Raw genomic sequence first — 25,879 nt, forward strand, 5'->3', positions numbered from 1 at the left:
CAACTATCTAGATTTCCGCTTTCTAGCGGCGGCGGGGACGGCGATAGGTCAACCGCTCGGAGCGATCGCGCTCGTAGGCAATCAGCCGGCCATAGATTTCGTGCTTGGTTAAGTTTAACGAAAAAAAGACATGCCGCCGCGGATTGCCAAAGCCCTTACGGGTAAAGAACTTCACTGCGGGCGTGTTGGCCGGATCGGTATCCACCAGCATAAATCGCGCCCCCTCCTCAATCATGCGTTCAATGAGCTTATCTACGAGCTTGTCGGCAATCCCCCGCCGTTGATACTGCGGATGTACCCCCAGCCAGTTAATGTAGCCATAGACCCAAGGGGCTTTGCTAATAATTGTGCCTAAGATAAACCCTGCCACTTGCGAGTCAGCTTCGGCCACCAGACAGTATTCGGGATCGGTGTTGTAGAAACCAATAACCTCCCACTCATCCCAGATGCGATACAGCGAGGGATACAGATCACTGGTGAAGAGTTCCTCACCAAGGTGAAATACAGGGGCAATGTCGTCAATGCCCATCTCGCGAATAATAATGTTGGTGGGTTCAGAGCGCTCTTCTTCTTTGGCGGGAACGATTTCTAAATCAACTAAATTGTGGTCAATGGGATCATCGGTGTGCAAAGACATACAAACGTTTGTACCGAGCTATTTCTAGCTTAGCCTATGTCCAGCGGGGTCAATTCGTGAACCTTAGCGCACTTCCACAACTGCCTCTAGGGGATAGCGTACCTTGGGCAAAGTCGCATAGTTGTCATCGGCCGCTCGATAGCCCGCTGCACATAGAACGACGGCATGATAACCCTGGGCAGGTAGACCGAGAAGGCGATCATATTCTTGGGGCAAGAAACCCTCCATCGGGCAGGTGTCAATGCCCAGCAGCGCCGCCGTCAGCATAAACTGACCCAAAGCAATATAGACTTGGCGGGTTGACCATTCATCAACATTGAGGGGGTAGGGGGGTGACTGCAAAAAGCCCTTGACCAAGTCCCCATACTTTTGCAGATTTTCCACTGCGGTTTGGTGGACTTCCGCTTGCCGTGCAAGGTAGCGATCGACGTCCGTAGCATTGAGATTGGTTTTAATGGCAAATACCACTAAGTGGGAGGCATCCACCACCTGCCGTTGATTCCAAGTGTGGGGGAGCAGGGCTTGGCGTAGCGCAGGCGTCTCAATGACGTAAAACTTCCACGGTTGCAGGCCAAAGGAAGAAGGAGCCAGTACCAGACTTTGTAGAAGTGTTTGCCATAGATCCGCAGGAATTTTGCGATTGGGGTCAAATTTCTTCGTGGCGTAGCGCCATTGTAGTTGTTGCAAAACCGTTGTTGGTGAAATCGGTGTTTCAGTCATTCTGTTCCCTAGAGAATTGATTAGAGCGATTACCCGAAGGGTACGCTACGCGATCGCGAGAACCACTCGCCGCTCATTTTGACAAACTATTAAAGGTGAGGTCAACTGCCCTGTAGATCAATTGCCCACTATTGCCACTGAATATCGGCATCGATCGCAGTCATGGCAGAGGTGAGTTTTTCAACCAGTTCCTTAACAGGGAAAGCGCCGACATCTCCCGCTGCACGGGTGCGGATACTCACGGTCTCGCTTTCGACTTCCTTGGCACCCACAATGCCCATCACAGGAATTCTCTGGGTTTCAGCATTGCGGATTTGTTGACCTAGCGATCGCCCGTACGATCCACACTCACGCGGATATCCTATCAGCCGAGGATCAGGTGCCCCTACCAATCATGGAGCAGGTCTTTAGGCGAGGCAGCCTTCTTACAAGCATTGCGCCCCTAATCGCAGGAATGGAAACGCAGTTTTGAGTGGTGGAAAAATCCTGCGATTTTAAGGGGGCAACGGTGCGCTGGCAGCAACAACAGATCCTCAGCTGGTAAGACGAGCCCCTCGCAATTGCTGGGCGGCGGCCACCATGTTTTTCAGTGAGGGAATCACTTCCTCCCAGCGACGGGTTTTCAGACCGCAGTCTGGGTTAACCCAAATCTGGTCACTGGGTAGATGGGCGATCGCAGTCTCCAGCTGCTGAACCATCTGCTCAACAGTGGGAACTGCCGGACTATGAACATCATAAACACCATTGCCCACCTGCTGTTGATAGCCGGCATCAGTAATTTCAAACAGCGTTTCATTGTTACTGCGGCTATTTTCAATGGACAACACATCTGCATCTAGGCGCTCGATATGTTGAATAATGTCGCCAAACTCCGAATAGCACATGTGGGTATGAATTTGAGTTTCTGGCTTAGCCACACCAGCCGCCAACCGAAACGCATCGACGGCCCAAGCCAAGTACTCCTGCCAACGTTCCGGCTTGAGGGGTAATCCTTCCCGTAAAGCGGGTTCATCAATCTGGATAATCTTTGCCCCAGCAGCTTCTAAATCGGCCACTTCATCCCGTAGAGCCAAGGCAATCTGCATCGCCTGTTCGCTACGCGGAATATCGGTGCGGGTAAAAGACCAGTTAATCATTGTTACCGGCCCCGTCAGCATACCCTTGACGATTTTTTGTGTCAACGATTGCGCCACCTTAAACTCTCGCACCGTCATTGGCTCGGTTCGCGCTACATCCCCATAAATAATGGGTGGACGCACACAGCGACTGCCATAGCTTTGCACCCAGCCGTGTTCAGTAAAGGCAAAACCAGTGAGCTTCTGGCCAAAGAATTCCACCATGTCGGTGCGTTCAAACTCACCATGCACCAATACATCTAGGCCAATTTCTTCCTGCAATCGAATGCATTTGGCAATTTCAGCATCAATTGCTGCTTGGTACTCAGCAAGGGTGATTTCTCCGCGCTTGAGCTTCACCCGCAATTGCCGCACTTCTGGGGTTTGCGGAAAAGAACCAATGGTAGTTGTCGGAAAGAGCGGTAAGGTGGGCTGCAGTTGGCGGCGTTGTTCATAGGGCATAGCCCGTTCCAGATCGTTGACGGTTAAATTGCGCAACCGCTGTTGTACCACTGGATTCACAGGGCTAAATTCCTTAAAGGCCTGCCACTGGGCTTCAATCTCTGCCAATTGGGGGTGCTGGGCAAGGGCTTTGGGACTCTCCTGCAGCGTCTGTGCCAATAGCACCACCTCATCCAACTTTTGTTCGGCAAAACTCAACACCCGCCGCAATGGCTCTGGTAACTTCACTTCTCGTGCTGCATCGTAGGGGACGAATTGTAAAGAGGCTGAGGGGTGCAACCGGATATTAGTTGTGATACCCTGAATCGCTGCCAAGGTTGACACGACAGGTTCTGGGCAAATTTTCCAAATGTTTCGGGCATCCACAATACCCACTCCCAGCTGTTTATCCCTTGGGAAACCATACTGCTGCAATAATGCCAAGTTCTGCCCACGGGTAAAATCTAGACTAATGCCGGCTACGGGCAACGTCACCACCCAAGGATAGGCAGCGCCGAGATCATCAAAGTAGGTCACTAGGTAAATCGGCAAGCCAACTTGACAGAGCGCATCAAATGTTGATTCATACAATTCCCTGAAGTTGTTGGTGTCCCCAAAAACCAAGGCAGGTTCGTGGATTTGTACCTCAACCACCCCTAGGTTCTTCAATTCAGCCAACAGGATAAGATAGCGCTCCACTAGGCAAGACAACGCTTCCTCTAGATTCATCTGCAGCCGACTCAGCCGTAGCAGGGTTAAAGGCCCTAGCACCATGGGAACGGCGCGATCGCCCAAGACCCTTTGGGCGCGACCAATGATGCCCAGAAAATCACTAAAGTCCGCTGCCTGAAGAGGCTGACTCATTTCGGGAACCAAGTAGTGATAGTTGGTGTCAAACCATTTGGTCATCTCAAGAGCTGGAATCCTCTCTTTGCCACGAGCCATTGCAAAGTATTGCTCCAGCCCTGTAAAGGCTTGATACCGCTGTGGGATGAGGCCGAGGCGGACACTCCAGTCAAGGACGGGATCGTAAAAACTGGTATCGCCAACGCCAATGCGATCAATGCCAGCCTGCAGTTGCGTTTGCCAATTTGCCAATTCAATCTCTTGAACTGTTTGTAGCAAATTTTCTTGATTATATTTGCCATTCCAAAAGGCTTCCAATGCCTTTTTCAGCTCACGATTTTTACCAATGCGGGGGTAGCCTAGCGTTGCAGTTTGAATGGTCATTGTTGCAGTACCCTGAGTTTTGACAGTTCTCTCAATAGACAAAGAAAGATAGCTGTTTTCAGCCCAACAAGCAGTACACTTCCAGCATCATCAGCAGAACCTAACGTGGGTCACTGCAAGAGCAACCCCTTGTCTAAGTGCTTGTAGGTGCTTGAAAATCTCCAAAATCACTTGTGCTACAGCAACGGCAGCAACGTTGCCAGAAAAGGGCGGTAGGGGGGTTCTTTACCTAGGCAAATTAATGAAAATTGAAGCATGAAGAACATCATCTGTACCTCGCAGATGTTGGCATAACGACATTCACAACTCGGCGGGCATTCTGACTGAGAGAGTAGTGCCTCTCATCACAGCTGCGGGACAGCGGCAGATTTGCACTGCACTTTCCCCCTTGCGTCTGATGGCTGATCCCCACCAGAACCGAGTGAGTACATTCAAGGCTAACACAAGTTATGAGTTAAGGGTAAGAGCACGGCGGTCTATTGGTATGAAAAGCTGCCCCTAGGTTGACTGCTGCCGTTATTGTGCAACTGCTGAGGCTAAAATGAGAAATAGTTATCATTTTTCTCAGCAGCGTTCTTCTAGGTAAATATGCCCTCCGCCTGCCAGCCTTTACCGGCTTCCCTCGATCGCATTGTTCAGCGGTTCCAACAGATCTCAGATCCAAAGCGGCGCTATGAATACTTGCTGAGCTTTGCAAAGCGCCTGCCGCCATTTCCTGAGGAGCAGAAGGTTGCCGCCAACCGCGTACCCGGCTGTGTCTCCCAAGTGTACGTGATGGCCTCTTTAGAGCAGGGCAAGGTGATTTTTCAGGGGGATTCTGACGCTCAAGTGACGAAGGGATTAGTGGGGCTATTGGTTGAAGGGTTGAGTGGGTTGACACCTGCAGAAATCCTCCAGTTAAAACCTGACTTTATTCAGCAAACCGGACTGAATGTCAGCTTAACCCCCTCGCGAGCCAATGGCTTTTACAACATTTTTCGAACAATGCAACAGCAAGCCCTAGCCTATCACTTGGCTGAGACTTCGTGTCACACTTAAAAATCTCAGCTGATGGGACTACAGCAGCAAAAGCTGGGCTGGGTGCTAGAGAACACCCTTACGAAGGAGGATAATCCCTTAGTTGTAGGATGACGCAACAATCCCCGCAACGGGGACATTAAGCTTCGTTTGCGGATTTAGCACTCGTGCTTGTACCCCATATTAGAGAAGGTATATACTTAGGAATAACAACTCGAATAAATAAAGCACAAATAAGAATTAATATTTGTAAAAGCAAATTTTCTCCGGTTTCTACCTGTAAACGGAAGAAATCACATAAAACTGATAATTTATCAGTTGATGAAATACCGCCAAGCATAAATTCTCCAGCAATAAAATCGCATCTGTGAAACTTACAGCCATTTTGAATAGCAGTTTTGATAAAGAAGTAGTCTGCGCCAACTGGAAATCTATAGGAATAGTATCCTAGTTGCCTATGAAGATCGGTTTTAATTAAAGTGCCAACAGCATGGGAAGATATGTAGGCTCCGGCTGAAAACAAATACGGTCTCCCCCTATTAGGGCGCTTTAATCGTTTACCTACCCACACATGTGCTGATAGTATATCTGCTTTCGTAGAGCAAGCAGCTTTTCTAAACAACTCTATTGTATTCTGTTCTAGTACATCTCCAGCACCTAAAACAAGATAATAATCTCCACTTGCAATTTTAAGTGATTTATTGATCGCATGATATAAACTAAAATCTGGTTCTGAGATAATTTTTATATTTAAGCCCTTTGTAGACTGAATAATACTAATGGTACTATCAGTTGAAGCACCATCTCCAATAATCCATTCAAAGTTTTTATCCGTTTGATCTTGAAGGCTTTTAATGGTTCGAGTAATCGTATCTTCGACATTGAGAGTTGCCGTAATGATTGATATAAAAGGATAGCTCATAATGAGTTAACCTCTAGCTACTGCCACTGAATCTCGGCATCCATTGCATTCACTGCCGATGTCAGTTTCTCGATGAGTTGTTCAACAGACAAGGCGCCGACATCTCCCGCTGCACGGGTGCGGATACTCACGGTCTCGCTTTCGACTTCCTTGGCACCCACAATGCCCATCACAGGAATTTTCTGGGTTTCAGCATTGCGGATTTGTTTACCTAGGCGATCGCCCGTGCGATCCACACTCACGCGGATGCCCTGCTCTCGCAGTTGAGCGGCCACACGTTCAGCATAGGGGCGTTGCTCATCCCCCACGGGCAACAGGCGCACTTGCTCGGGTGCCAGCCAGAAGGGGAAATCCCCTGCGTACTCCTCAATGAGAATGCCAATGAGCCGCTCCAGCGAGCCAAAGGGGGCACGGTGAATCATCACCGGTCGGCGGCGGGTATTGTCCTCAGCAACGTATTCCAAATCAAAGCGCTCAGGCAAATTGTAGTCCACCTGAACCGTTCCCAACTGCCACTCGCGACCGAGGGCATCCTCAAAGATAAAGTCGAGCTTGGGGCCATAGAAGGCGGCCTCCCCAATCCCCAAGAAATGCTCCATGCCCAACTGTTCTACCGCTCGCTGAATTGCTGACTCCGCCTTTGACCAAGCCTCATCGGAGCCAATGTACTTGTCGGATTTGGGATCGCGGAAGCTCAGCCGTGCCTTGAATTTATTTAAACGCAGACAGCGAAAGACCGAGAGAATGAGATCAACCACATTCAAAAACTCGGCATCCAACTGCTCTGGCGTGACAAAAAGGTGGGAGTCATCAACGGTAAAGCCCCGCACCCGCGTCAAGCCCCCCAATTCCCCGGACTGCTCATAGCGATAAACCGTACCAAACTCCGCCAACCGTAGGGGCAAGTCACGGTAGGAGCGCAACTCACTTTTATAGATTTGAATGTGGAAGGGGCAGTTCATTGGCTTGAGGACAAAGCCCTGCTCGTTGGCTGCCGCCTCAGCATCTTCGGCCATCAGGGGAAACATATCCTCTTTGTACTTTTGCCAGTGGCCAGAGGTCTTAAATAGATCCACACGGGCAATGTGCGGACTCACCACCGGTAGATATCCCCGCTTCATTTGCTCTTTTTTGAGAAACTCCTCGAGGGTTGAGCGCAGAATCGTTCCCTTAGGAGTCCACAGGGGTAGCCCTGGTCCTACAGGATCAGCGAAAATAAAGAGACCCAGCTCTTTGCCCAGTTTGCGGTGGTCACGGCGCAGGGCTTCTTCTTTGCGGCGTTTATATTCCGCCAGTTGTTCTGGGGTTTCCCAAGCAGTACCGTAGATGCGCTGCAGTTGGGCTTTGGTTTCATCGCCGCGCCAGTAGGCACCGGCAACACTTTCAAGGGCGATCGCCTTGGGGTTAATCTCGCCCGTATTTTCAACGTGAGGTCCCGCACAGAGATCCCACCACTCATCCCCCAAGTGGTAAATCGTAATTGGCTCCTCGAGGTCTTGGAGAATTTCCAGCTTGTAGGGTTCCCCTAGCTCGCGGATGCGGCGCTCGGCCTCCTCACGGGTCACTTCCTCGCGGATCACCGGCAACTTGCGCTTAATGATCTTGACCATCTCCTTTTCAATGAGCTTCAGGTCTTTTTCGCTGAAGGGTTCGGGGTGGTCAAAATCGTAATAAAATCCACTCTCAGTCCAAGGGCCAATTGTGACCTGCGCCTTGGGAAACAGCTTCTGGACTGCCATTGCCAAAATATGGGACGTGGTGTGGCGAATACGCTTGATCCGCTCCGATTCACTGGTTTTGGGAAGGTGGATAGGGGCAGCAGCAAACTCTGGCATAGGGGCTGATCTATCTAACAAATCTTTCATCCGGCTGAGACTTCTATTGTGACATTCTCCTGCCCTCAAGGGTGGGTCTTTGACCCCAAATTTTTGGGTTCAGGGACGCTTTGCCGCAGTGTAAGGCGAGTGGCCAACTCCAAAAGATAGGGCTATGCTAAGGTTGAAATCACGTAGTGGTCATGCCACTGCCGCCCTCTATTCACAATCTCTTGCTATAGGAATCTTGTATAGAATGGAGTGTTTCCGTGACTAGCCGCAAAGTCCTTGTCATTGATGACAGTAAAGTAATCCGGATGCGCGTCCGCGAGATGTTGCCAGAGGGCGACTACGAAATCCTTGAGGCCAAGGATGGCCGTGAAGGTCTGCAACTCATTGAGCAGTCTGAGCCGACGTTGATCATGCTGGATTTTCTGCTGCCGAAGGTGAGCGGCTGGGAAGTCTATCAAGAATTGGAGAAAAATGATCTCCTTGGCGCTATCCCCCTCGTAATTATGTCAGGGCGCAAGGAAGAGGTCACCGAAAAGCTCCAAGAACCCTTTGAGTGGTTTGAGTTCATTGAGAAGCCCTTTGAAAAAGAACAACTCGAAGCAGCAATTCAAGAGGCCTTTCGCAAAGCCCGTAAGCCCAGACCCGTCAAAGCAGCAGCTCCTGCGGAAGTAGCGGCTCCCGTCGCTGTGGATCTCACCCCCGTCTATGACAAACTGGCCGCCCTTGAAGGTGCCATTCAAGCTTTGCAGGCACAATCTGTCAAGGCAAATGACTTTGCTCAACTCCAAGCAACGGTTGCGCAACTGCAACAGCAACCAGCGGCAACAGGCAGTGGTGGGGATGACAATCGCCTCGCCGCTTTGGAAGCGGAAAACCAGCGGTTACACCACGAGGTCGAGCAACTGAAGCGAGCCATTCACCAAATTGTGACGGCATTGCGGCGATTGCAGGGGGGGCACTAAGCTACTGCCACTCAATTTCCCGGCGACCGGCAAGGGCACGGGCAAGGGTCATTTCATCGGCATAGTCGAGATCACCGCCCACCGGTAGGCCAAAGGCAATGCGAGTGACCTTCACAAAAGGCCGCAGCAGCTGCCCCACATAGAGAGTGGTCGTTTCCCCTTCAATACTGGGGTTGATGGCCAAGATCACCTCTTGCACCTGCGGTTGGCTGGCGCGCTGAATCAGAGGTTGAATGTGCAGGTGTTCGGGGGTGATGCCCTCTAGGGGCGAAATGAGTCCGCCCAAGACATGGTACTTGCCGTGGTACTCGCGGGTTTTTTCAATGGCAATGACATCGCGGGAATCAGCCACCACACAAAGGAGATGATTGTCTCGCTGGGGGGAGGCACAGATGTCACACACGGGTTCGGCAGAGAGGTGAAAACACACGGAACAAAGCCCCACCTGCTGTTTCGCTTCAAGGAGAGCTTGCGCCAAGGCTTGAATATCAGCCTCGGGACGTTTGATCAGGTGAAGGGCAAGACGTTGGGCGGTCTTGGGGCCAATGCCCGGCAGGCGTTGCAACTGCTCAATGAGACGAGCAAGGGGACGGGTATAGACACTACTCATGGGGCAGCTAGGCAGACACAACAGCGGCAAGGGGGGCGATCGCGCTCAGGCGCAGTTTGGGATGATCTGCCATTGTCTGTTGCAGATTCCACTCATTCTTAAAGAGCAGCACCGGCCGTCCCCAACTGTCTTTGACGGTGACAGCATTAAAGATGCGGCCAATGGCTGCAAGGGCTTCCCAACCATCCAGTACCCAGCGCGCAACGGTATAGGGGAGAGGGTCAAGACGAGTTTCCACACCGTATTCGTTTAATAGGCGAAACTGCACCACTTCAAATTGCAATTGGCCAACTGCCGCCAGAATCGGTTCTCGTTTCGATTCATCGGTAGAGTACATGATTTGCACGGCACCCTCTTCCCGTAGCTCATTCACCCCTTTTTGGAAGGATTTGAACTTGGAGGGGTTGGGGTTGCGCAGATAAGCAAAGAGTTCTGGGGAAAAACAGGGAATGCCTTCATATTCCAATTTGGGGCCGACATAGAGGGTGTCGCCAATGGCAAACATGCCTGGATTATTCAGGCCAATCACATCGCCCGCATAGGCCGTTTCAAGGGATTCGCGACCTTGGGCAAAGAGTTTTTGGGGACGAGAAAGGCGGATGGTTTTGCCGGTGCGAGCATGGTTGACGGTCATGTCCTTTTCAAATTTGCCGCTACAGACCCGCACAAAGGCGACGCGATCGCGATGTTTCGGATCCATATTGGCCTGCAGCTTAAAGACAAAGCCAGTGAAATGCTCCTGCGTCGGATCAATCGCCCCGCGATCGCTCTTGTAGGCCATGGGTGGCAACGCATAGGTCAAAAAGTGCTCCAGAAACAGGCGCACGCCAAAGTTGGTCATGGCACTGCCAAAGAAGACGGGAGTCATTTTTCCCTGATGCACCAAATTGAGGTCGAGTTCAGCACCAACCCCATCTAGCAGTTCCAGTTCGTCCTTGAGTTGGTGATATTCCAAGCGATAGGGCTCAATGTAGGCGTCAATGGCCGGATCGCCAAGGGCAAGGATGGTTTCCGCCGCAGCACGACTACCGTGGGTCGTGCGCTCAAAAAAGTGAAAGTTGCGGCGCACGCGATCATAGACGCCGCGAAAGCGATCGCCCATCCCCAGCGGCCAGTTCACAGGATAGGGAATCAGCCCCAGCTCCTGTTCAATTTCATCAATCAGTTCAAGGGGTTCCCGCCCCGGCCGATCCAGCTTGTTGATGAATGTAAAAATCGGCAGACCCCGCAGTTGGCACACCTCAAAGAGCTTACGGGTTTGGGGTTCTAAACCCTTGGCCGCATCCACCAGCATCACGGCATTATCAGCCGCCGCAAGGGTGCGATAGGTATCTTCACTAAAGTCTTGGTGGCCGGGGGTATCCAAGAGGTTAATCTGATAGCCTTGGTACTCAAACTGCAAGACCGTCGAGGTAATCGAAATCCCCCGTTGTTGCTCCATTTCCATCCAGTCAGAGGTGGCTTGCCGCTGTGCCCGTCGTGCTTTGACGGCTCCCGCCTCGTGAATAGCCCCACCGTAAAGCAGTAACTTTTCCGTCAGCGTCGTTTTCCCGGCATCCGGGTGAGAGATAATGGCGAAATTACGACGTCGTTTCACCTCTTGGGTGATTTCATGGTGTAAGTCACTGGTCATGGCAGAATTTGTAGCAGCTTTCCTAGTGTAACAGATGGACTTTAATGACAATTAATAATGGTAATAATTCGCCGCTAATTCTGGTCACCGGGGGCGCGGGCTATATTGGCAGCCATACCGTTTTGGCACTGCAGCAAGCCGGCTTCCAAGTACTGATTTTAGATAGCCTTGAGCGAGGGCACCGCGATTTGGTCGAGTCTGTTCTTAAAACAGAACTCATTGTGGGTCATATTGGCGATCGCTCCCTCTTAGATTGGATTTTTCAAACCTATCCCGTGACGGCAGTAATGCACTTTGCTGCCTATATTGAAGTGGGCGAGTCTGTCCGCTCCCCCGATCGCTTTTATCAAAATAATGTTTATGGTGCCCTGACCCTCTTACAGGCGATGGTGGCCGCCGCGATTCCCTATTTTGTCTTTTCCTCCACAGCCGCCGTCTATGGCTTGCCCTCAGAGGTGCCGATTCGCGAAACCTGTCCCTGTGCTCCCATTAACCCCTACGGGCGCTCCAAGTGGATGGTGGAGCAAATTGCTGCCGATATGGGCAGGGCCTACGGCCTCAAGTCGGTAATTTTCCGCTATTTCAATGCCGCAGGCGCCGATCCCGACTCCCGCTTAGGGGAAGATCACCATCCAGAAACCCACTTGATTCCCCTAGTGTTGCAGGCGGCGATGGGGCGACGCCCCCACATCTGCATTTATGGCACAGATTACCCTACTCCCGATGGCACCTGCATTCGCGACTACATCCATGTCGTGGATCTAGCCCAAGCCCATGTGCTGGGATTAAAGTACCTCCTGAGTGGCGGCGACTCGCAAATTTTTAACTTGGGGAATGGCCAAGGCTTTTCGGTGCGGCAAATTATTGAAGCCGCTCAGAGGGTCACAGGTTGTTCGATTCCAGTCGTTGAGGGCGATCGCCGAGCAGGAGACGCCGCAATCCTCGTTGCCAATAGCGATCGCGCCCGTCAGATTTTAGGTTGGCAGCCGCAGTACCCTGACATCGAGCAAATCATTGATCACGCTTGGCGATGGCACCAATACCGCCACGGATCAGGCACGATTGTGGCAATATATAGCTATTCCAATAAAGAATGAGACATCATCCAGCACAATACTTGCGAATCACCTCATCCATAGAACGGTTTGACCCTGCATACCTCCGCGCTCGCTTCAGCCCACTCACTTCAGCCCACTAAAGTCATGCTCAACCACATTCAAATCAGGAGAGGATTTCGGTAAAAATAACACCGCGTGACCCGCCGCTTTTACCACTGCCTGCATCCCCCCTTGGGGATGAATCGGTGCATTATCCATAATCAACTAATCAACAGCGATGGTCTCTCTAACGCCGGCAAACAGTACTCACTCAGCCAGCTCACAAACCCTCACCCATTCAAATACCCGCAAAACAGCATTGGGGCGATGAAGTCTTTCTGGTGTCTATACCGTCCTGCCACTAAACGCTCTACTAAACGCTCTACTTTTCTGACACTTCCCAACTCTCCATCAATCCGTTAGCCTCGCGCTGACCACCCCTACTCACAGGCCACCTGAGAGTCAAACGCTGTCTCATCAATGGGATGGGCAGCAACATTCGCTGCCAAGGCTGCCCAATCTAGCTTCCAAGGACGACGGGGGACAACCGTGGGCGCTAAGTCCTCTCGCTTCAGCCAGCGGTGGATAGTGGCGCAGCTCACTGATTGCCAGACCAAGCAATTCCGACACAGCCTGAAATATAGGGGACGATTGCGGCAACATAGACAAGAGACCTTCTGTGAAAACCACTATGGGTTGTAGCATTCTCCTTTCCTTTGTGGGTCATCAAGATCCGTACTCTGAGAAAACCAACCAAGAAGGCTCCATTGTTTCACTGGCAAAGTTTTTAGCCCAACAGCAGCCGATCAAACGGGTTCTATTGCTCTACACAGAAGACTTTCAACAACGGGCGATCGACACCAAGGACTGGCTTCACAGTGAGCTGCAAATTGGCGAGGAGGCAATTCACCTAAAAGTGGTCAGCAGGGAACTCTCCGCAGACCCAATTAACCCTGTCATCGCCGTCCAAGAGGCCAAGCGCGCACTACACCTAGCCAAGTATTATCAAGGCTCCAACGACTGGCTAGAACTGAATGGTTCCTCTGGTACCCCCGCCATGAAAGCGGCTTGGGGCATTTTACAGGCGATCGAGACGCAACACCGACTCCGGCTATGGCAAGCCCGCAATCCCCAAGAAATTCGACCGGGTCAAGAGCGAATATTTGCGGTGGACTTAAATGTCTTTCGCCAAGCGTTAGATCGTCAAGGGATTCAACAGCAGTTGGATAGTTATGACTACCAAGGGGCTGAAATTTCCCTCAAGCATAGCTCTATTGAGGCTCCTCTGGCCTTAGCACTGATTCGCTATGGCAAATATCGCCTTGCCCGCAACTACCACCAAGCCTTTGATGCCATCAACCCCTACAAAACTGAGATTGAAAAGCTCTGGTTTCAGGAAATCGCCCAACTGCGGCAGAACAATCGCCATGCTCTCTTTCGGGACACTTACTTTCAAGTTGTTGGCCTATTTACGGTGGGGCGCTATGCAGAAGCCCTAATCTTGGCCATGAGTTTGTACGAAAACTTATTGCAATACTTTGTACAAGAGACGGTGGGTCTTGACGTTACAACTGATGGGGCAACGCGAGAACGCAGCTTGAACTTGCTGCAACACCACGATCACGGTCGACTTTGGCAATACCTCAGAAGCTACCAGCGCAAAAATGGCGATCGCCTGTTCCTTGATGTCGTGACGCGGGAGCTTTTGCTAGCAGTTTTAGAGTATGACTCCCAAACAACGGATCTTGCTCCTCACTTCCAGCGGATCGAGGCCTACTATCAGCAACGCAATAACGTTGTCCATCAACTGGCAGGACTGGCCAAGGTTGAAGATATGCAGGAAAAGGTGCTGAATGCCCTGAGACAGATATTAAGCAAAGTGTTGCCCGAAAAGCAATTGTCTCGCGATCCTTTCAAGGCCTTAAACTGCGTGATTGTCACTCACCTATCCCGCTGAAGCGACTCCATTAGCCTGATAAGGATTTTGTGCCACGATTGTGATGACCTCAAATCCCCCGCGATCGCCCCTCAGGTGATTTTCAAAGCCACGCGGATTGGGTAATTGATTATTAGGATCGTAAACAAAACAAATCAATTTTCTAAAACTCATTTCACTATGGCGGTACGCTTCAAGGTCTATTGCTAATTCGTCAAATAATCGATTGCGCCCTCTCTGTGCTGAGACTACCCCTCTCTGTGCTGAGACTACCTTGACCTCAATTGCAAACTTCTCATTAACAAGCATAAAGTCAATCAATCGACCATGGGAGTAGGGCTGAGGAATAGGGTACTCCCGTCTAATATCCAAGTTGGGAAACGTACTTCTCAAGAGCCTTTCAAGGACAACTTGCACATCTTTCTCTTTGAAATTACTGGGAAGCTGTGAATGCGCTCTACTGTAGAAATTGCGACATAGATCAAGAATTTGCTCTAGGGATTCTCACTGGGAGTGATCTAAACTGACCTCTGTTTCATCTAAGGACTACAAGCAAAAAGCCCACCCCGAGAGGCAGGCTGACCCATTCCATGAGTTATTTGTTCTTTCTAACCGCACAAGGGCTGCTGAAGAACGGATATGCCTAAGAGCGCAGCGACGACCTAGAGGCTATTCAAAAAGCCAATCAGACCGTGACCCGTAATCACTTCCAAGGCCAGCAGGGAGATAAAGCCAATCATGGCCAAGCGACCATTGAAGAGTTCTGCATAGGGAGTAAACCCAGCCTGCGGCTCACTCATCACGTACATTTTGGGTTCAATGGCAAAGTTGTTCATTTTGCCTTGTTCATCAATAATGCTGCCACTTCTCATTTTTGTCCTCCGTTTGTTACAAAGTGTTTCATGTTCTTAATATAACTTAACACTTCTTGCGGGGAATGGCAAGGGGTAACGGATTTTCTTAAGATTTGCAGTCTCTTCGGCTGTTCTTTGCGGTAAAAACACGGTTTCAGCACGCCAGTGTGCTAAAGATTGGGGTGGGAATCGCCCACTGGTATTCATGAGCCGCTTCTCTTTCCTCGGTTTTCACCCCTTCAGACGCCAATTACCCCGAGATCGGTCGGGCGTGGCGAAGTTTTTGTTGCAACCGCCGCAATGGTTACGTCTGGCGCTGCGTTTGCGTGGCTCGGTCATTCCGGCCATTCTTTCGGAAGTGCTCTTTTGCGGTGGCTTTGGCGTCTTGGTGACGGTGATCGACCTTTATGTGATCAATGTCCACTGGCCAGTGCTAGGCAGTCTCATTCCCTCGATTGTGCTGGGGTTGCTCCTCGTCTTTCGCACCAACACTGCCTATGAGCGCTTTTGGGAAGGTCGCCGCCAGTGGGGCAACATTGTGAATAATTCCCGCAGCCTAACCCGCTTGATGTGGACTGCCATTGACGAAAATAGTCCGGAGGATCACCAAGCCAAAATTGATGCCGTTCATTTAGTGGGGGTGTTTGCGATCGCCACCAAGCAACACCTGCGAGGAGAATCCTTTGCCGAATTAGAACCCCTGCTCAAGCCCCATCAATACAAAGAGCTACAAACGGTGCAAAATGTCCCCTTGCGCATTGCCCTGTGGATTGAGGACTATCTGCACCACCAACACCGCTGTGGCTCCCTGTCCCTGTACCAACTCACTTACATGGATGAACTGCTGGTGCAATTGGTGGATGCCATGGGTGCCTGTGAGCGAATTTTGAAAACACCGATGCCCCTTGCCTATGCCATTCATCTCAAGCAGCTATTATTTCTCTATTGCTTGCTGCTACCCTTTCAACTGGTGGATAACCTCGTATGGTGGACAGGCCTAATGGTGGGACTCATTGCCTTTACCCTCTTTGGCGTTGAAGAAATTGGCATCGAAATCGAAAATCCCTTTGGCCGTGACCTCAATGATCTGCCCTTGGATGCAATTTGCCTAACCATGCAGCAGAATATCAATGACCTCATTAGTGCGCCGAACCATGGCCATCGCTCCGCCCAGCCCTTTTCTTAACCGATCCTTAGGGGTAATTGATCATGACTGCAACTGTGCTTTCCCCGCCGCCAGCAAGGGTTCATTACGAAGTGGTGCATCACTTACCGGGGCGAGTGCGGTTGCGGATTCCCCGCCTGCAATATGACGATCGCTATGGGCGGCAACTGCAAGCTCTCTTTGTTCAAGAAGACAGTGTGCAACAAATTCGCCTTAACTTGCCCGCCGCTAGCCTGATTGTTCAATACAGTCCCGAAGTTGACAATCCCCTTCACCGCTTTGGCCAATTGATTCAGGCCGCAGCAGATGAACGTTTACCCTTACCGGGGATGCTGCCCATTGATAAGTTGGTGTACTCCCCTTGGAACACCGCTTACTTTATCGAGAAAATGGCGCTACCCACCTTGGCGCTGGCGATCGTGGCGCTACTACCAGTACAAACCCCCTTCTACCTTGCCATTGTCGCCACTGTGATTGTGATTGTGGCACTGCCCACCTTCCAAGAAGCCCTAGAGAGCCTCGAACACCGCCATCTCAACGTCACCCAACTGGAATCCCTCTGGACGATTCTGCATACGCTGCAAGGGGAATACATGGCGCCGGTGTTAGCTGCCTTTATGGGTCAAGTGGGGGGGTCACTGCGGGATATGACCGCTCAAGTGGGGGAAAACCAAGTCTTTGACCCCCTCGATCAACAGCGCACCTATTGGGTAGAGCGGGGCGGCACTCGCCAAAATGTCTCTGTGCGCGAGCTACAGGTGGGCGATCGCGTGATTGTGGCCGCCGGATCCGCGGTGCCCGTGGATGGTACCGTGCTCTGGGGATCCGCCGTGATTCAGCGGCAGTTTCTCACGGGAGAGTCGGATCTATTGCCCTGTGAACCTGAACAAACGGTGCTGGCCTCTTCCCTTGTGGTGCGGGGACAAATTTGCGTTGTTGCTGAAGCCGTTGGTGAAGAGACGCAGGTGGGCAAAGCGCTGCAACTGGCTCGCCAAGCGCCGCAACTGGATACTCGCATTGAAAACTACGCTGAGGAAATCTCGAACCAAGCCATTTTGCCGGCAATGGGCGTGGCTGCCATTGTTTATGGGGTCACCTTGGATGCCCATCGGGCGATCGCCCCTCTGCAATTGGACTTTGGCTCAGGGATTGGCATTACCATTCCCACTGCGATTTTGGCAGCCCTCACCCATGCGCCCCATGTCGGGGTGTATTTTCGCAATGGCCGCGCCCTTGAACTCCTCTCACGAGTCAATGTCATTGTTTTTGACAAAACCGGCACACTGACGGAAGTGAAGGGAACCATTGTGGGGGTCAATCTCCTCAAGCCCGGCCTGAGTGAACAAACGCTGCTCTATTGGCTGGCAACTGTGGAACAGTCAATCAATCACCCCTTTGCCCTTGCCATCCTTGAGTATGCGGCTGAACGCGGGATTGAGGGGGGAACCTATAGCAACTGGGTCTATGAACCGGGTAAGGGAGTTGCGGCAACCGTCGAGGGGCAAGAGATTTTGGTGGGCACACCCCAATGGATGGGCGATCGCCAAGTGCCCATTGATCTTGATGAACTGCGCACCCATGAAGGCGTGCTTTGGAACCGCTCCCTTGTCTGTGTTGCCTGTAATGGTGAACTGGTGGCACTGGTGTTCTATAGCAACCCCGTGCGTTCTGAAGCCGCTAGTGTGATTGCCGCTCTGCAACAGCGGGGTATTGAGTGCTATATGGTGACGGGAGATCACCACGAAGTCGCCAATGCGGTGGGCTATGCCACTGGCTTTCGTCTCGGTCAAATCTATACCAATAAAATGCCAGAGGACAAAGTTGAACTTCTAGAGAAGTTTAAAAATGGTGGCGAAAAAGTCGTGGCCTATGTGGGCGAAGGCTTCAATGATACAGCAGCAATGGCCTACGCTGATATTTCCATTACCCTTTCTGAAGGCAGTGATGCGGCGCGGCAAACCGCAGATCTTCTCTTGATGAATAATCGCCTTGAGGGACTGGTGCAGGCGATCGCCCTCAGCCAAGAAGTGATGAACATTATCAATCAAAATATCGCCCTTGTGGTCATTCCCAATGTCAGTGTGGTTTTAGCGGGGGTCTTTTTGAGCTTGCACCCCGTGATTGCCGTCTTGATTAGCAATGGCGTCACGCTCTTGGCCGAACTGAATAGCCTGCGCATCCTCACGGACTATCGCCCCGTCAAAGTTGAGCACAAGTCCAGTCGTAGCCGCTCCCAAGCGGGGGTTCTCGATATTCCTTGGAAAAAACGTCCTCGCCGCAGTTTTGGTCATTTCGGCAGCGAGTTGAGTTCTGAGTCCCTCAGCAATGGCCACGTCCCCTCAGAAACTTAACCAACAACTTCAGCAGGTCAATCAACGCCTCAAACTAGCGCAGTTGGGTCTGCAAATTGAACAACGCGGCCAACGTCTCAGCCTGAGGGGTACTCTGCCGCCACGACCGGGCAGCCATCGGCTCCGCCCCCACCAACAGCGTTTAAGTCTAGGGTTACCCGCCACCCCCAGCGGTCTTAAGGCAGCGGAAAAGGAAGCCAAAATCATTGCCGCCAAATTACTGGAAAACACCTTTCGCTGGCAGGACTATGAACGGGTCAAGGGGTTAGGGCGCCTTGGGGAGTTATCCCTAGGAGAGCAAATTGCCGCCTTTGAAACGGCCTTCCTGGCTCAAGATCGCAGCTGCACTACGTGGGAGATGGCCTATGCGCCCTATCTGCGTCAGTTGCTCAAAGCCGCCGCTGCCCATCCCGACCATTCATTACCAGAACTGATCTATGGCCTGTTGCAGCAAATCCCCGCTGATAAGCGACAACGGCAGGTGGCCTGCACCGCCTTTCAAGGGTTTTGTCGGTTCCTAGGGGTGGAGTTACCGATTCCCCTAGCTCAGTTTTGGGGCACCTATTCCCGGCGATCGCTCCAACCACGGGAGTTACCCAGTGATGAGGAGATTCTAGCCGCCTACCAGCAAATTCCCAATCCCCAGTGGCGCTATGTCTATGGCTTGATGGCGGCCTATGGCCTGCGCAATCATGAAGTGTTCTTCTGCGATTTAAGTGGGCTCGTCACAGGTGACCCGGCAGGGATGATCGAGGTGCAGGAAACCACCAAAACAGGTTGCCATCAGGTGTGGCCCTTTCCTCCCCAGTGGGTTGAGGTGTTTGGCTTGCGATCGCCCCAGTTGCCGAGGATCAATACGGATTTGACCCAAACAACCCTCCAACGCATTGGCCAGCGGGTAAATCAACAGTTCCGTCGCTACGGCTTGCCCTTTCGTCCCTATGACTTGCGCCATGCGTGGGCGGTGCGCACAATTCACTATGGCTTACCCGATACCGTTGCCGCACGGATGATGGGACACAGTGTGGCGATTCATACCCAAACCTACCACCGCTGGCTGACCCTACGGGATCAACGGCAGGCAGTGGCTCGTGTCCTTACTCAATTCGAATGCTCTTGAAGTCACTGGGGGGGGGTGGCGGCGGGCTGGGGGGCTGATAGTCGCCGTACTGCTTGAGCCAATCGCTGACTGGCTTTTGATCAAGGCTCAACCCCAACAATCCAGAGACAAAGCCGCCCATAAAGGCAACGGGTTTTTGGCTCAACTCTTTGACAAGGGGCGCTAATTCGCTCAAGAACATAGGCTATCTGGCAATATCAGCACAGGTTTCCTCACTGATTGTAGCTTAGGCACAGCGGAACGCACCTAAAACTTGGCACGGACAACAAATTCATAATCACCCCCCGGCTCTAATTGGTAGTCTTGGGCTTCGAGAAACCGCCCCAAGGGTTCTTTGATCAGAGCACGCCCAAAGGCTGGGGAGATTTGCAGCTTTTTCGCCCTGAATTGCCAGCAAAATTCCCACTGGTACTCGCTGGCGCAGACGTGGCCACGAATGTGACCCTCTTGCCAACTTTGGGCAATGATGCGGACATAGGCAGTAGTTTGGGGTAGGGAATGGGAAGCCACAATGCAATTCGGTCAACGCAATTGGGTGACGATTTGATTATTGATGAGACGCTCTTGGGTGAGCAAGTCATCAACGGTAACCCGCAGTTGGCGATCGCCATCCACTTGAAAGAGGACCCGAATGCGATCGCTCCCCGGATAGCCAGGGGGATCCAGCTTGGCGAGGGTTTTGCCTTGGGGGGTGTCATTGAGGGGCTGCACCGTGCGTTCACCGGCACTACGGGTAATCAGGCGATCGCCATCAAAAAAGATCTCCACACCCCCTTGCTCGTCCCCCAATTCACCAATCACCAGTTCAATACTGGGCTGTCCCTCCGTCGAGGCCCCTAAAATCAATTCCACGGGTTCGCCCATGGGGTAGGGTTGTCCCCGCTGGATAATGGGGTGCCAGCCATGACGGTTGAGCTTAGCATCCCAGAAGCGAATGCCGTAGCTGTGGTAGAGAAAATCCTTGACATCCAGCCCTTGGGTCACTGCTAGAGCACCCATGGCCACCGCTGTAAAAGGCTGTTGGGCGTTGATCTTTGTGGCCTCAAAATACTCAGCAACCCATTTTTGCACTGCGGGAATTTGCGTTGTCCCCCCCACTAGGAGCACCGCATCAATCGTGTCGGGGGTGATGCCTTGGCGGCGTGCCTGTTGGAGCACTTGGGTGAGAGCATCATCCAGACGTTGGAAAAATTGCTGCTGATGGAGTAGCTCCTCCAGTTCCGAGCGTTCGAGGCGGATCTCTAGGGTGTGAAATGTTTCGCTGTCAAAGTACACCTCTTGGGCATAGGGCTGCTGCGAGAGTTGAATTTTTAAGCGCTCGGCAAGGCGCAGCAGTAGGCTATTGGCGGTCATGCCGCGTTTTACCCACTCATCGACAATCCAGTGGTCAATATCCGTGCCCCCTAAATTCAAGCCTGCTTTGGCAATCACCCGCGCTGTGCGAGGCCGTTGGTTGTCGCTTGAGGCCCACTGGCGATCGCCCCACTTGAGAATAAATCCCAAGGGACGGCTTTGGCGTTGATCGCTCTTGAGTTCGACAAGGGAGAGATCGAGGGTGCCCCCGCCAAAATCAATCACCAAGATCAGCGGGCGATCGGCCACGCCATAACCTAAGGCCGCAGCCGTGGGTTCATCCAAGAGGCGAATTTGCTCAATGGCAAACCCCTCACACACCTGCAACAGCCAACTGCGATAGGTTTCAAAGCTATCCACCGGCACGGTGAAGATCAACCCCTGTTCGACATCGCCGCCGCTAGTGTGTTTCAGGTCCTTCAACAGGGCTTGCAAAAACCACGTGCCAATGGTTTCAAAGCTCAAAGAACAGCCATCCAGCTCGGGTAAATAGCCCTGTACGGTGGCGCCAATCCCCCGCTTAAACCGCGAGAAAAAGCGACGATCGCCCACCCCATCCAAGCCGCGATCGCGCACCTGCTGCCCTACCACGACCAGAGGAACACTGGCATCCTCCACATAGGCCAAGCTAGGAATGAGCGCCGGTACCTCACCAAACCCCACCGAGAGTCCAGAGAGCGTTACCGCTTCGGCTGCTTGGGTGGCATAATTCCACCGCGCCACCAACGTATTACTGGTTCCAAAATCAATTGCGTAGGTCACCGTTTGCACACATCAACCGCATTCTCTCATCCCTACCTTAGCGAGATTTTCTCCCCCTGAGATCCTGAGAGTATGTCACAATAAGAAAGCGATCGCGAAAAGATTTAGGTGATTTTGGGCATGGCGAGCCAAACAGGTGTACTACTTCTCAATTTAGGGGGGCCCGATCGCCCCGAGGATGTGCGCCCCTTTTTGTACAACCTGTTCTCTGATCCCGAAATCATTCGCCTGCCCTTCCGTTGGCTACAAAATCCCCTTGCTTGGTTTATCTCCACCAGTCGTGCCCGGCGTTCTCAGGCCAACTATGCCCAAATTGGTGGCGGCTCCCCCCTACGGCGCATGACTGAACAGCAAGCCCGTGCCCTGAAAGACGCCCTAGAACGCATTGGCATTGAGGCCAATTTGTACATTGGTATGCGCTACTGGCACCCCTTTACCGAGGAGGCGATCGCCCAAATCAAAGCGGATCAAATTCGCGATCTAGTGATTTTACCCCTTTACCCACAGTTTTCCATTAGCACCAGTGGCTCTAGTTTTCGCCTCCTAGAGAGCTTGTGGAACCAAGACCCTGAATTGCAAAAGATTCGCTATACGCTGATCCCCTCTTGGTACAACCACCCCGGCTATGTGGCGGCTATGGCGGACTTGATTCGCCAAGAACTCGACCAATGCCCCAACCCTGACGAAGCCGTGATTTTCTTTAGTGCCCACGGCGTTCCCAAAAGCTATGTCACCGAAGCAGGGGATCCCTACCAAGAGGAAATCGAAGCCTGCGTGAAGCTCATCATGGCTGCCCTGAATCGCCCCAATGCCCATGTGTTGGCCTACCAAAGTCGGGTGGGGCCAGTGGAGTGGCTGCAACCCTACACCGAAGATGTGATTCCTGAGTTGGCCGCTCAAGGGGTGAAAACCCTTGTTGTTGTTCCCATTAGCTTCATTTCAGAGCACATTGAAACCCTCCAAGAAATTGACATCGAGTACCGCGAGATTGCCGAAGAAGCGGGCATTGAAGTCTTTCGGCGCGTGCCTGCTCTTAATGATCACAGTGGCTTTATTAGTGCCCTTGCCCAACTGGTGAAGGATGCCCTTGCAGCACCACCGCGTACCTTTGCTGAGGTGAATAAGTCCCGCAAGCGGGTGAAGCTCTACCCTCAAGAGCGCTGGGAATGGGGGATGACCTCCGCTGCCGAACGTTGGAATGGTCGCTTGGCAATGTTGGGATTTTTAGCCTTGATCATTGAGTTAATCAGTGGCCAAGGGCCATTGCACATGCTTGGACTGCTTTGAGACTTTACTCAACTCCTGCCATAGAACCCTAGAAATTGTCGCTAGAATAAGGATAACCTTATTGGCAAAGGGCTACCCCTGTGTCTGAATCGCCCACACCGAAATTTGACAAAGAAAAATTCCTCTTCCCCACCAGCCGCTACCATGGTGCATTTACGCCGCAAAACTTGGCCTTTAATGCCAATTTGCAGGAATTTGCTCAACGGGTGAGCTATATTTGTGGTCTGGAAACGGGCGGTAAGATCAGCTCTGAGGAGGCCTACAATCAAATTAAGGTGCTTTGGAAGCAACTGAAGAAATCCCGAGACTTGCTCTTTGCCAATGTTCCTCCTGATGAGGAGGCGGATGGTTCAGATAGTGATGAGTCCTAAATCCTGATGGCTGGCTTGACACCGACAACGTTACTCTTAAGCTTGAGTACCGCTCCCTTTCTGGCGGCTTTGTGCCTAGGGCAGGGATTATGGCAGATGGGATTGTCTTTGAGTGCAAGCAGCACTGAGCTATTACGGGGCGATCGCCTGCCCTTGGTCGAACAGGATGAAACTTGAGTCCTAGGGATAAAAGGCGACCTGGGGTAAGCCCAGCGTTTCTGGCCAGCCCATCATTAGATTCAAGCATTGCACCGCTTGGGAAGCCTGTCCCTTCATTAGGTTATCAATGGCGGACATAACAATAATGCGTCCAGTACGCTCATCCACCTCAATGCCAATAAAACAGGCATTGGTGCCCCATGCCCATTTCGTCTGGGGATAGAGGCCGGGGGGCAGGATATTCACCCAAGGGGAATGGCGATAAAAAGCTTGGTAGATGGTGATTAAATCTTCACGCACTAGACCCGGATCCCGCAGTGTGGCATAGACAGTGGCCAAAATCCCCCGCGGCATGGGGACAAGGTGCGGCGTGAACTGCACAAGGACGCTTTGGCCGGCCAATTCGCTACAAATGGCTTCAATTTCTGGCGTGTGGCGATGTCGAGCAACACTGTAGGGAGCAAGGGAGTTGTCAGCTTCCGCAAGCAGGAGATTGATTTTGCCCTGACGACCGCCGCCGGAGGTACCGGACTTGGCATCAATAATTGCCGTATTCGGTTCAATCAGACCCTGCTTGATCAAGGGTGCTAGAGCCAGCAAGCTAGCGGTGGGATAACACCCCGGACAACCAATAAGGGCACTTTGGCGAATGCGATCGCGATAGAGTTCTGGCAAGCCGTAGACCGCCTGTCGGGTCGTAGCCTCATCTTCCCTTGGTTCACCGTACCACTGGGTGTAGGTTTTCAAATCCTGAAAGCGATAGTCTGCCGACAAATCCAGCACTTTGCAGCCCTGCTCAAGGAGTTGCGGGGCAAGCTTACAGGCAATGCCATTGGGCAGCGAGAGAAACACCACTTGGGCGCGATCGCGAATCACCTCCACGGATACGGGTTCCACCGTGAGATTCACCCGACCCTGCAAATGGGGATATAGCTCCGTGTAGGGGCGACCCGCACTCCCCTCACCGCCAAGGTATGCAATCTCCACTTGGGGATGGTCAAGGAGTAAACGCACCAGTTGGACGCCCCCATAGCCAGAGGCCCCCACAATCCCCACCGTCACGCGATCGCCCATCGTTCCTCAATCCTGCCGCTGTTGTTGGCCTCACCACTGCGATAGTGCCATCGAATCCCCTGTTTCGCCAAGGGGGCAGACCACGGTGATAAAGTTAAGAATTATTACAAATCTCCCCTTGCGTTTCCTCACCTAACCCTTGAACCGCCTTGGCTGGTACAGGCTAAAATAACGACGAGTAACCTGTGGGGAATTGTGAATCGATGACATCGCCAATTGATTGGGACTACTTGGCTGCCCTTTCGGGGGGCGATCGCGAGTTTGAAATGGAATTGCTGCAAACCTTTGTTGAGGATGCCCAGCAGCGTCTCCAAGCATTGGCGGAAGCGGTCAATCAGGGAAACGTTGATCAAATCAAGCGGGATGCCCATCATCTCAAGGGCGCCAGTGGCAATGTCGGCATTACTGCCATGCAAACCATCGCTGCCCAACTGGAACAATCCACGACCCCGCAAACGCTCGCCCAAGCGAAAACCCTAGTGGAAGAGCTACAACGCCTGTTTGCCACCGTTGCCAGTGAGGTCTCCGCTTAAGACCCATGTCGATCCTGCCCCCCGATAGTCTGGAGACTGCCCTCAGCCAAGCTCAACAGGCCACCCAAGCGGCGCTTCAAGAGGGTAAAAATCGCCTGCAAATCGAGATCCTGTTGCCCGATCTCAATGCGATGGCCTTTGCCGCTGGCTACCTCCCTTTGTTTGAGGAACTAGGTCGTGATCTCAAGGTCTTTTTTGCCGATGCTGGATCTGCCGCCCTTGCCCGTCGCGAATGGGGTGAAACTGCCTATGGTGTGCGGGGCGTGAATGAACTACTGACACCCATTACAGCGAGCGATCGCGCCATTGTCATCGTTGCCCCAACCCCTGTAGAAGCCAATGCCATTGAGCAGATGTGTGAAACGGCGGGCGATCGCCCCTTTATCCTTTTGAACCCAAGGCTTCAGGATGTGGCCGTCGTTGGTATTGGCTACGCCGGTCGGCGGCTGCGGGAGCGATTTCTCAACACCCTTGAACCCTGCTACTACCTTCGTCCCCTCGCAGAAACCATCATTCTCTGGCGCTGTTATCCGCAACCGTGGCAAATTTGGCAATACGGCGAAACCGCCCCCACCTGCCTAGCAGAATTTGAGCAACGCCCCAGTAGTGAAGACATTGAGCATGCCCTGACGCCCCAAGGCAAACCCCGTGGTCAGGGAGTCTTTAGTCGCTTGAGTGCCTTTTTGCGAGCACTCCAGAACTAA

Annotated in this window: 27 protein-coding genes, 1 pseudogene and 1 riboswitch; of the genes and pseudogenes, 12 read left to right on the forward strand and 16 right to left on the reverse strand. The window is 52.3% G+C overall.

Annotated features, from left to right (window positions below):
- Positions 1 to 22: 22 nt before the first annotated feature.
- From RHI63_RS08450 to metE, 4 genes are all read right to left on the reverse strand, one after another.
- Positions 23 to 529: a GNAT family N-acetyltransferase gene (locus tag RHI63_RS08450; RefSeq protein ID WP_225901709.1), complete on the reverse strand. Its 507-nt coding sequence runs from the start codon at positions 527 to 529 to the stop codon at positions 23 to 25.
- 171 nt (positions 530 to 700) lie between these two features.
- Entirely contained in the window at positions 701 to 1,357 is a 657-nt protein-coding gene (locus RHI63_RS08455; protein ID WP_206199791.1) for an NAD(P)H-dependent oxidoreductase, read from the reverse strand.
- 128 nt (positions 1,358 to 1,485) lie between these two features.
- Positions 1,486 to 1,638 carry a His/Gly/Thr/Pro-type tRNA ligase C-terminal domain-containing protein gene (locus RHI63_RS08460; RefSeq protein ID WP_255521535.1) on the reverse strand — a complete coding sequence of 51 codons (153 nt, stop codon included), beginning with the start codon at positions 1,636 to 1,638 and terminating at the stop codon, positions 1,486 to 1,488.
- 252 nt (positions 1,639 to 1,890) lie between these two features.
- Complete coding sequence (gene metE / locus RHI63_RS08465) at positions 1,891 to 4,143, reverse strand: 5-methyltetrahydropteroyltriglutamate--homocysteine S-methyltransferase (RefSeq protein WP_310742902.1); 2,253 nt, start codon at positions 4,141 to 4,143, stop codon at positions 1,891 to 1,893.
- Positions 4,144 to 4,434: 291 nt separating this feature from the next.
- Positions 4,435 to 4,580, reverse strand: a riboswitch (cobalamin riboswitch).
- Positions 4,581 to 4,731: 151 nt separating this feature from the next.
- Between metE and RHI63_RS08470 the strand changes: the two genes are divergently transcribed.
- A complete protein-coding gene (locus tag RHI63_RS08470) occupies positions 4,732 to 5,181 on the forward strand; it encodes a SufE family protein (RefSeq protein ID WP_302676115.1) in 450 nt (149 codons plus the stop codon).
- Positions 5,182 to 5,299: 118 nt separating this feature from the next.
- Here RHI63_RS08470 and RHI63_RS08475 read toward each other — a convergent pair whose 3' ends face one another.
- Positions 5,300 to 6,082 carry a glycosyltransferase gene (locus RHI63_RS08475; protein ID WP_206199794.1) on the reverse strand — a complete coding sequence of 261 codons (783 nt, stop codon included), beginning with the start codon at positions 6,080 to 6,082 and terminating at the stop codon, positions 5,300 to 5,302.
- Positions 6,083 to 6,099: 17 nt separating this feature from the next.
- Positions 6,100 to 7,917: a threonine--tRNA ligase gene (gene thrS / locus RHI63_RS08480; protein WP_310438215.1), complete on the reverse strand. Its 1,818-nt coding sequence runs from the start codon at positions 7,915 to 7,917 to the stop codon at positions 6,100 to 6,102.
- Positions 7,918 to 8,165: 248 nt separating this feature from the next.
- Here thrS and RHI63_RS08485 point away from each other — a divergent pair.
- A pseudogene (locus tag RHI63_RS08485) lies at positions 8,166 to 8,705 on the forward strand (response regulator); the annotation flags it as partial.
- Between the two features lie 166 nt (positions 8,706 to 8,871).
- Here the strand turns inward: RHI63_RS08485 and recR are convergent.
- Together recR and RHI63_RS08495 are read right to left on the reverse strand one after the other, a co-directional pair.
- Positions 8,872 to 9,480: a recombination mediator RecR gene (gene recR / locus RHI63_RS08490; RefSeq protein ID WP_206199797.1), complete on the reverse strand. Its 609-nt coding sequence runs from the start codon at positions 9,478 to 9,480 to the stop codon at positions 8,872 to 8,874.
- A gap of 7 nt (positions 9,481 to 9,487) precedes the next feature.
- Positions 9,488 to 11,113, reverse strand: a complete 1,626-nt coding sequence (locus tag RHI63_RS08495) for a peptide chain release factor 3 (RefSeq protein ID WP_206199798.1) — start codon at positions 11,111 to 11,113, stop codon at positions 9,488 to 9,490.
- A 44-nt stretch (positions 11,114 to 11,157) separates the two neighbouring features.
- Between RHI63_RS08495 and galE the strand changes: the two genes are divergently transcribed.
- Positions 11,158 to 12,210, forward strand: coding sequence for a UDP-glucose 4-epimerase GalE (gene galE, locus RHI63_RS08500; protein WP_310821484.1), 1,053 nt, complete (start codon positions 11,158 to 11,160; stop codon positions 12,208 to 12,210).
- Positions 12,211 to 12,294: 84 nt separating this feature from the next.
- Here galE and RHI63_RS08505 read toward each other — a convergent pair whose 3' ends face one another.
- Both RHI63_RS08505 and RHI63_RS08510 read right to left on the reverse strand, forming a co-directional pair.
- The gene (locus RHI63_RS08505) at positions 12,295 to 12,429 is read right to left on the reverse strand and encodes a transposase (RefSeq protein ID WP_206199800.1); all 135 of its coding nucleotides are present in this window, start codon (positions 12,427 to 12,429) and stop codon (positions 12,295 to 12,297) included.
- A gap of 221 nt (positions 12,430 to 12,650) precedes the next feature.
- Complete coding sequence (locus RHI63_RS08510; protein ID WP_310821485.1) at positions 12,651 to 12,812, reverse strand: IS630 transposase-related protein; 162 nt, start codon at positions 12,810 to 12,812, stop codon at positions 12,651 to 12,653.
- A gap of 89 nt (positions 12,813 to 12,901) precedes the next feature.
- Here RHI63_RS08510 and RHI63_RS08515 point away from each other — a divergent pair, with 89 nt between their 5' ends.
- Positions 12,902 to 14,167: a hypothetical protein gene (locus RHI63_RS08515; RefSeq protein ID WP_310821486.1), complete on the forward strand. Its 1,266-nt coding sequence runs from the start codon at positions 12,902 to 12,904 to the stop codon at positions 14,165 to 14,167.
- Here RHI63_RS08515 and RHI63_RS08520 read toward each other — a convergent pair.
- Together RHI63_RS08520 and RHI63_RS08525 are read right to left on the reverse strand one after the other, a co-directional pair.
- Positions 14,156 to 14,563: a hypothetical protein gene (locus RHI63_RS08520; protein ID WP_310821487.1), complete on the reverse strand. Its 408-nt coding sequence runs from the start codon at positions 14,561 to 14,563 to the stop codon at positions 14,156 to 14,158. The genes RHI63_RS08515 and RHI63_RS08520 overlap by 12 nt on opposite strands.
- Positions 14,564 to 14,808: 245 nt before the next feature.
- Positions 14,809 to 15,018 (reverse strand): chlorophyll a/b-binding protein, encoded by a 210-nt coding sequence (locus RHI63_RS08525; RefSeq protein ID WP_302676119.1) that lies wholly within the window; start codon positions 15,016 to 15,018, stop codon positions 14,809 to 14,811.
- A 187-nt stretch (positions 15,019 to 15,205) separates the two neighbouring features.
- Between RHI63_RS08525 and RHI63_RS08530 the strand changes: the two genes are divergently transcribed.
- The 3 genes from RHI63_RS08530 to RHI63_RS08540 are packed head-to-tail and all read left to right on the forward strand — an operon-like array spanning position 15,206 to position 19,636.
- The gene (locus RHI63_RS08530; protein WP_206199804.1) at positions 15,206 to 16,186 is read left to right on the forward strand and encodes a bestrophin family protein; all 981 of its coding nucleotides are present in this window, start codon (positions 15,206 to 15,208) and stop codon (positions 16,184 to 16,186) included.
- 23 nt (positions 16,187 to 16,209) lie between these two features.
- The gene (locus RHI63_RS08535; protein WP_310821488.1) at positions 16,210 to 18,516 is read left to right on the forward strand and encodes a heavy metal translocating P-type ATPase; all 2,307 of its coding nucleotides are present in this window, start codon (positions 16,210 to 16,212) and stop codon (positions 18,514 to 18,516) included.
- Positions 18,491 to 19,636: a tyrosine-type recombinase/integrase gene (locus RHI63_RS08540; protein ID WP_310821489.1), complete on the forward strand. Its 1,146-nt coding sequence runs from the start codon at positions 18,491 to 18,493 to the stop codon at positions 19,634 to 19,636. The genes RHI63_RS08535 and RHI63_RS08540 overlap by 26 nt, the downstream gene beginning before the upstream one ends.
- Here the strand turns inward: RHI63_RS08540 and RHI63_RS08545 are convergent.
- From RHI63_RS08545 to RHI63_RS08555, 3 genes are all read right to left on the reverse strand, one after another.
- A complete protein-coding gene (locus RHI63_RS08545; RefSeq protein ID WP_011058047.1) occupies positions 19,614 to 19,817 on the reverse strand; it encodes a hypothetical protein in 204 nt (67 codons plus the stop codon). The genes RHI63_RS08540 and RHI63_RS08545 overlap by 23 nt on opposite strands.
- Before the next feature lie 65 nt (positions 19,818 to 19,882).
- Positions 19,883 to 20,146: a DUF3146 family protein gene (locus RHI63_RS08550; protein ID WP_302678062.1), complete on the reverse strand. Its 264-nt coding sequence runs from the start codon at positions 20,144 to 20,146 to the stop codon at positions 19,883 to 19,885.
- Positions 20,147 to 20,158: 12 nt separating this feature from the next.
- Positions 20,159 to 21,751: an Hsp70 family protein gene (locus RHI63_RS08555; protein WP_310800131.1), complete on the reverse strand. Its 1,593-nt coding sequence runs from the start codon at positions 21,749 to 21,751 to the stop codon at positions 20,159 to 20,161.
- Positions 21,752 to 21,871: 120 nt separating this feature from the next.
- Here RHI63_RS08555 and hemH point away from each other — a divergent pair, with 120 nt between their 5' ends.
- The 3 genes from hemH to RHI63_RS08570 all read left to right on the forward strand — a co-directional run bounded on the left by hemH (position 21,872) and on the right by RHI63_RS08570 (position 23,586).
- Entirely contained in the window at positions 21,872 to 23,038 is a 1,167-nt protein-coding gene (gene hemH / locus RHI63_RS08560) for a ferrochelatase (RefSeq protein WP_206199809.1), read from the forward strand.
- Between the two features lie 80 nt (positions 23,039 to 23,118).
- Positions 23,119 to 23,409 carry a hypothetical protein gene (locus RHI63_RS08565; protein WP_206199810.1) on the forward strand — a complete coding sequence of 97 codons (291 nt, stop codon included), beginning with the start codon at positions 23,119 to 23,121 and terminating at the stop codon, positions 23,407 to 23,409.
- 6 nt (positions 23,410 to 23,415) lie between these two features.
- Positions 23,416 to 23,586, forward strand: coding sequence for a hypothetical protein (locus RHI63_RS08570; RefSeq protein ID WP_206199811.1), 171 nt, complete (start codon positions 23,416 to 23,418; stop codon positions 23,584 to 23,586).
- A gap of 3 nt (positions 23,587 to 23,589) precedes the next feature.
- Here the strand turns inward: RHI63_RS08570 and argC are convergent, their stop codons facing one another.
- A complete protein-coding gene (gene argC / locus RHI63_RS08575) occupies positions 23,590 to 24,642 on the reverse strand; it encodes an N-acetyl-gamma-glutamyl-phosphate reductase (RefSeq protein ID WP_206199812.1) in 1,053 nt (350 codons plus the stop codon).
- Positions 24,643 to 24,845: 203 nt separating this feature from the next.
- On the opposite strand from argC, the gene RHI63_RS08580 reads away from it, so the two are divergent.
- Entirely contained in the window at positions 24,846 to 25,175 is a 330-nt protein-coding gene (locus tag RHI63_RS08580; protein WP_225901540.1) for an Hpt domain-containing protein, read from the forward strand.
- Positions 25,176 to 25,180: 5 nt separating this feature from the next.
- Positions 25,181 to 25,879 (forward strand): DUF1995 family protein, encoded by a 699-nt coding sequence (locus RHI63_RS08585; RefSeq protein ID WP_310744457.1) that lies wholly within the window; start codon positions 25,181 to 25,183, stop codon positions 25,877 to 25,879.

Origin of the sequence: Thermosynechococcus sp. GLH187 (assembly GCF_031583395.1) — a bacterium.
In the GTDB taxonomy this organism is placed as follows: domain Bacteria; phylum Cyanobacteriota; class Cyanobacteriia; order Thermosynechococcales; family Thermosynechococcaceae; genus Thermosynechococcus.

Excerpts from the sequence above, each read along its gene's own strand:
- RHI63_RS08505 (WP_206199800.1), bottom strand. The coding sequence starts at position 12,429 with ATGGATAATGCACCGATTCATCCCCAAGGGGGGATGCAGGCAGTGGTA.
- RHI63_RS08525 (WP_302676119.1), bottom strand. The coding sequence starts at position 15,018 with ATGAGAAGTGGCAGCATTATTGATGAACAAGGCAAAATGAACAACTTT.
- RHI63_RS08570 (WP_206199811.1), top strand. The coding sequence starts at position 23,416 with ATGGCTGGCTTGACACCGACAACGTTACTCTTAAGCTTGAGTACCGCT.
- RHI63_RS08495 (WP_206199798.1), bottom strand. The coding sequence starts at position 11,113 with ATGACCAGTGACTTACACCATGAAATCACCCAAGAGGTGAAACGACGT.
- hemH (WP_206199809.1), top strand. The coding sequence starts at position 21,872 with ATGGCGAGCCAAACAGGTGTACTACTTCTCAATTTAGGGGGGCCCGAT.
- galE (WP_310821484.1), top strand. The coding sequence starts at position 11,158 with ATGACAATTAATAATGGTAATAATTCGCCGCTAATTCTGGTCACCGGG.
- RHI63_RS08455 (WP_206199791.1), bottom strand. The coding sequence starts at position 1,357 with ATGACTGAAACACCGATTTCACCAACAACGGTTTTGCAACAACTACAA.
- RHI63_RS08470 (WP_302676115.1), top strand. The coding sequence starts at position 4,732 with ATGCCCTCCGCCTGCCAGCCTTTACCGGCTTCCCTCGATCGCATTGTT.
- RHI63_RS08475 (WP_206199794.1), bottom strand. The coding sequence starts at position 6,082 with ATGAGCTATCCTTTTATATCAATCATTACGGCAACTCTCAATGTCGAA.
- RHI63_RS08585 (WP_310744457.1), top strand. The coding sequence starts at position 25,181 with ATGTCGATCCTGCCCCCCGATAGTCTGGAGACTGCCCTCAGCCAAGCT.
- recR (WP_206199797.1), bottom strand. The coding sequence starts at position 9,480 with ATGAGTAGTGTCTATACCCGTCCCCTTGCTCGTCTCATTGAGCAGTTG.
- RHI63_RS08450 (WP_225901709.1), bottom strand. The coding sequence starts at position 529 with ATGGGCATTGACGACATTGCCCCTGTATTTCACCTTGGTGAGGAACTC.
- RHI63_RS08515 (WP_310821486.1), top strand. The coding sequence starts at position 12,902 with ATGGGTTGTAGCATTCTCCTTTCCTTTGTGGGTCATCAAGATCCGTAC.
- RHI63_RS08535 (WP_310821488.1), top strand. The coding sequence starts at position 16,210 with ATGACTGCAACTGTGCTTTCCCCGCCGCCAGCAAGGGTTCATTACGAA.
- metE (WP_310742902.1), bottom strand. The coding sequence starts at position 4,143 with ATGACCATTCAAACTGCAACGCTAGGCTACCCCCGCATTGGTAAAAAT.
- thrS (WP_310438215.1), bottom strand. The coding sequence starts at position 7,917 with ATGCCAGAGTTTGCTGCTGCCCCTATCCACCTTCCCAAAACCAGTGAA.
- RHI63_RS08545 (WP_011058047.1), bottom strand. The coding sequence starts at position 19,817 with ATGTTCTTGAGCGAATTAGCGCCCCTTGTCAAAGAGTTGAGCCAAAAA.
- argC (WP_206199812.1), bottom strand. The coding sequence starts at position 24,642 with ATGGGCGATCGCGTGACGGTGGGGATTGTGGGGGCCTCTGGCTATGGG.
- RHI63_RS08540 (WP_310821489.1), top strand. The coding sequence starts at position 18,491 with ATGGCCACGTCCCCTCAGAAACTTAACCAACAACTTCAGCAGGTCAAT.
- RHI63_RS08460 (WP_255521535.1), bottom strand. The coding sequence starts at position 1,638 with ATGGGCATTGTGGGTGCCAAGGAAGTCGAAAGCGAGACCGTGAGTATC.
- RHI63_RS08580 (WP_225901540.1), top strand. The coding sequence starts at position 24,846 with ATGACATCGCCAATTGATTGGGACTACTTGGCTGCCCTTTCGGGGGGC.
- RHI63_RS08530 (WP_206199804.1), top strand. The coding sequence starts at position 15,206 with ATGAGCCGCTTCTCTTTCCTCGGTTTTCACCCCTTCAGACGCCAATTA.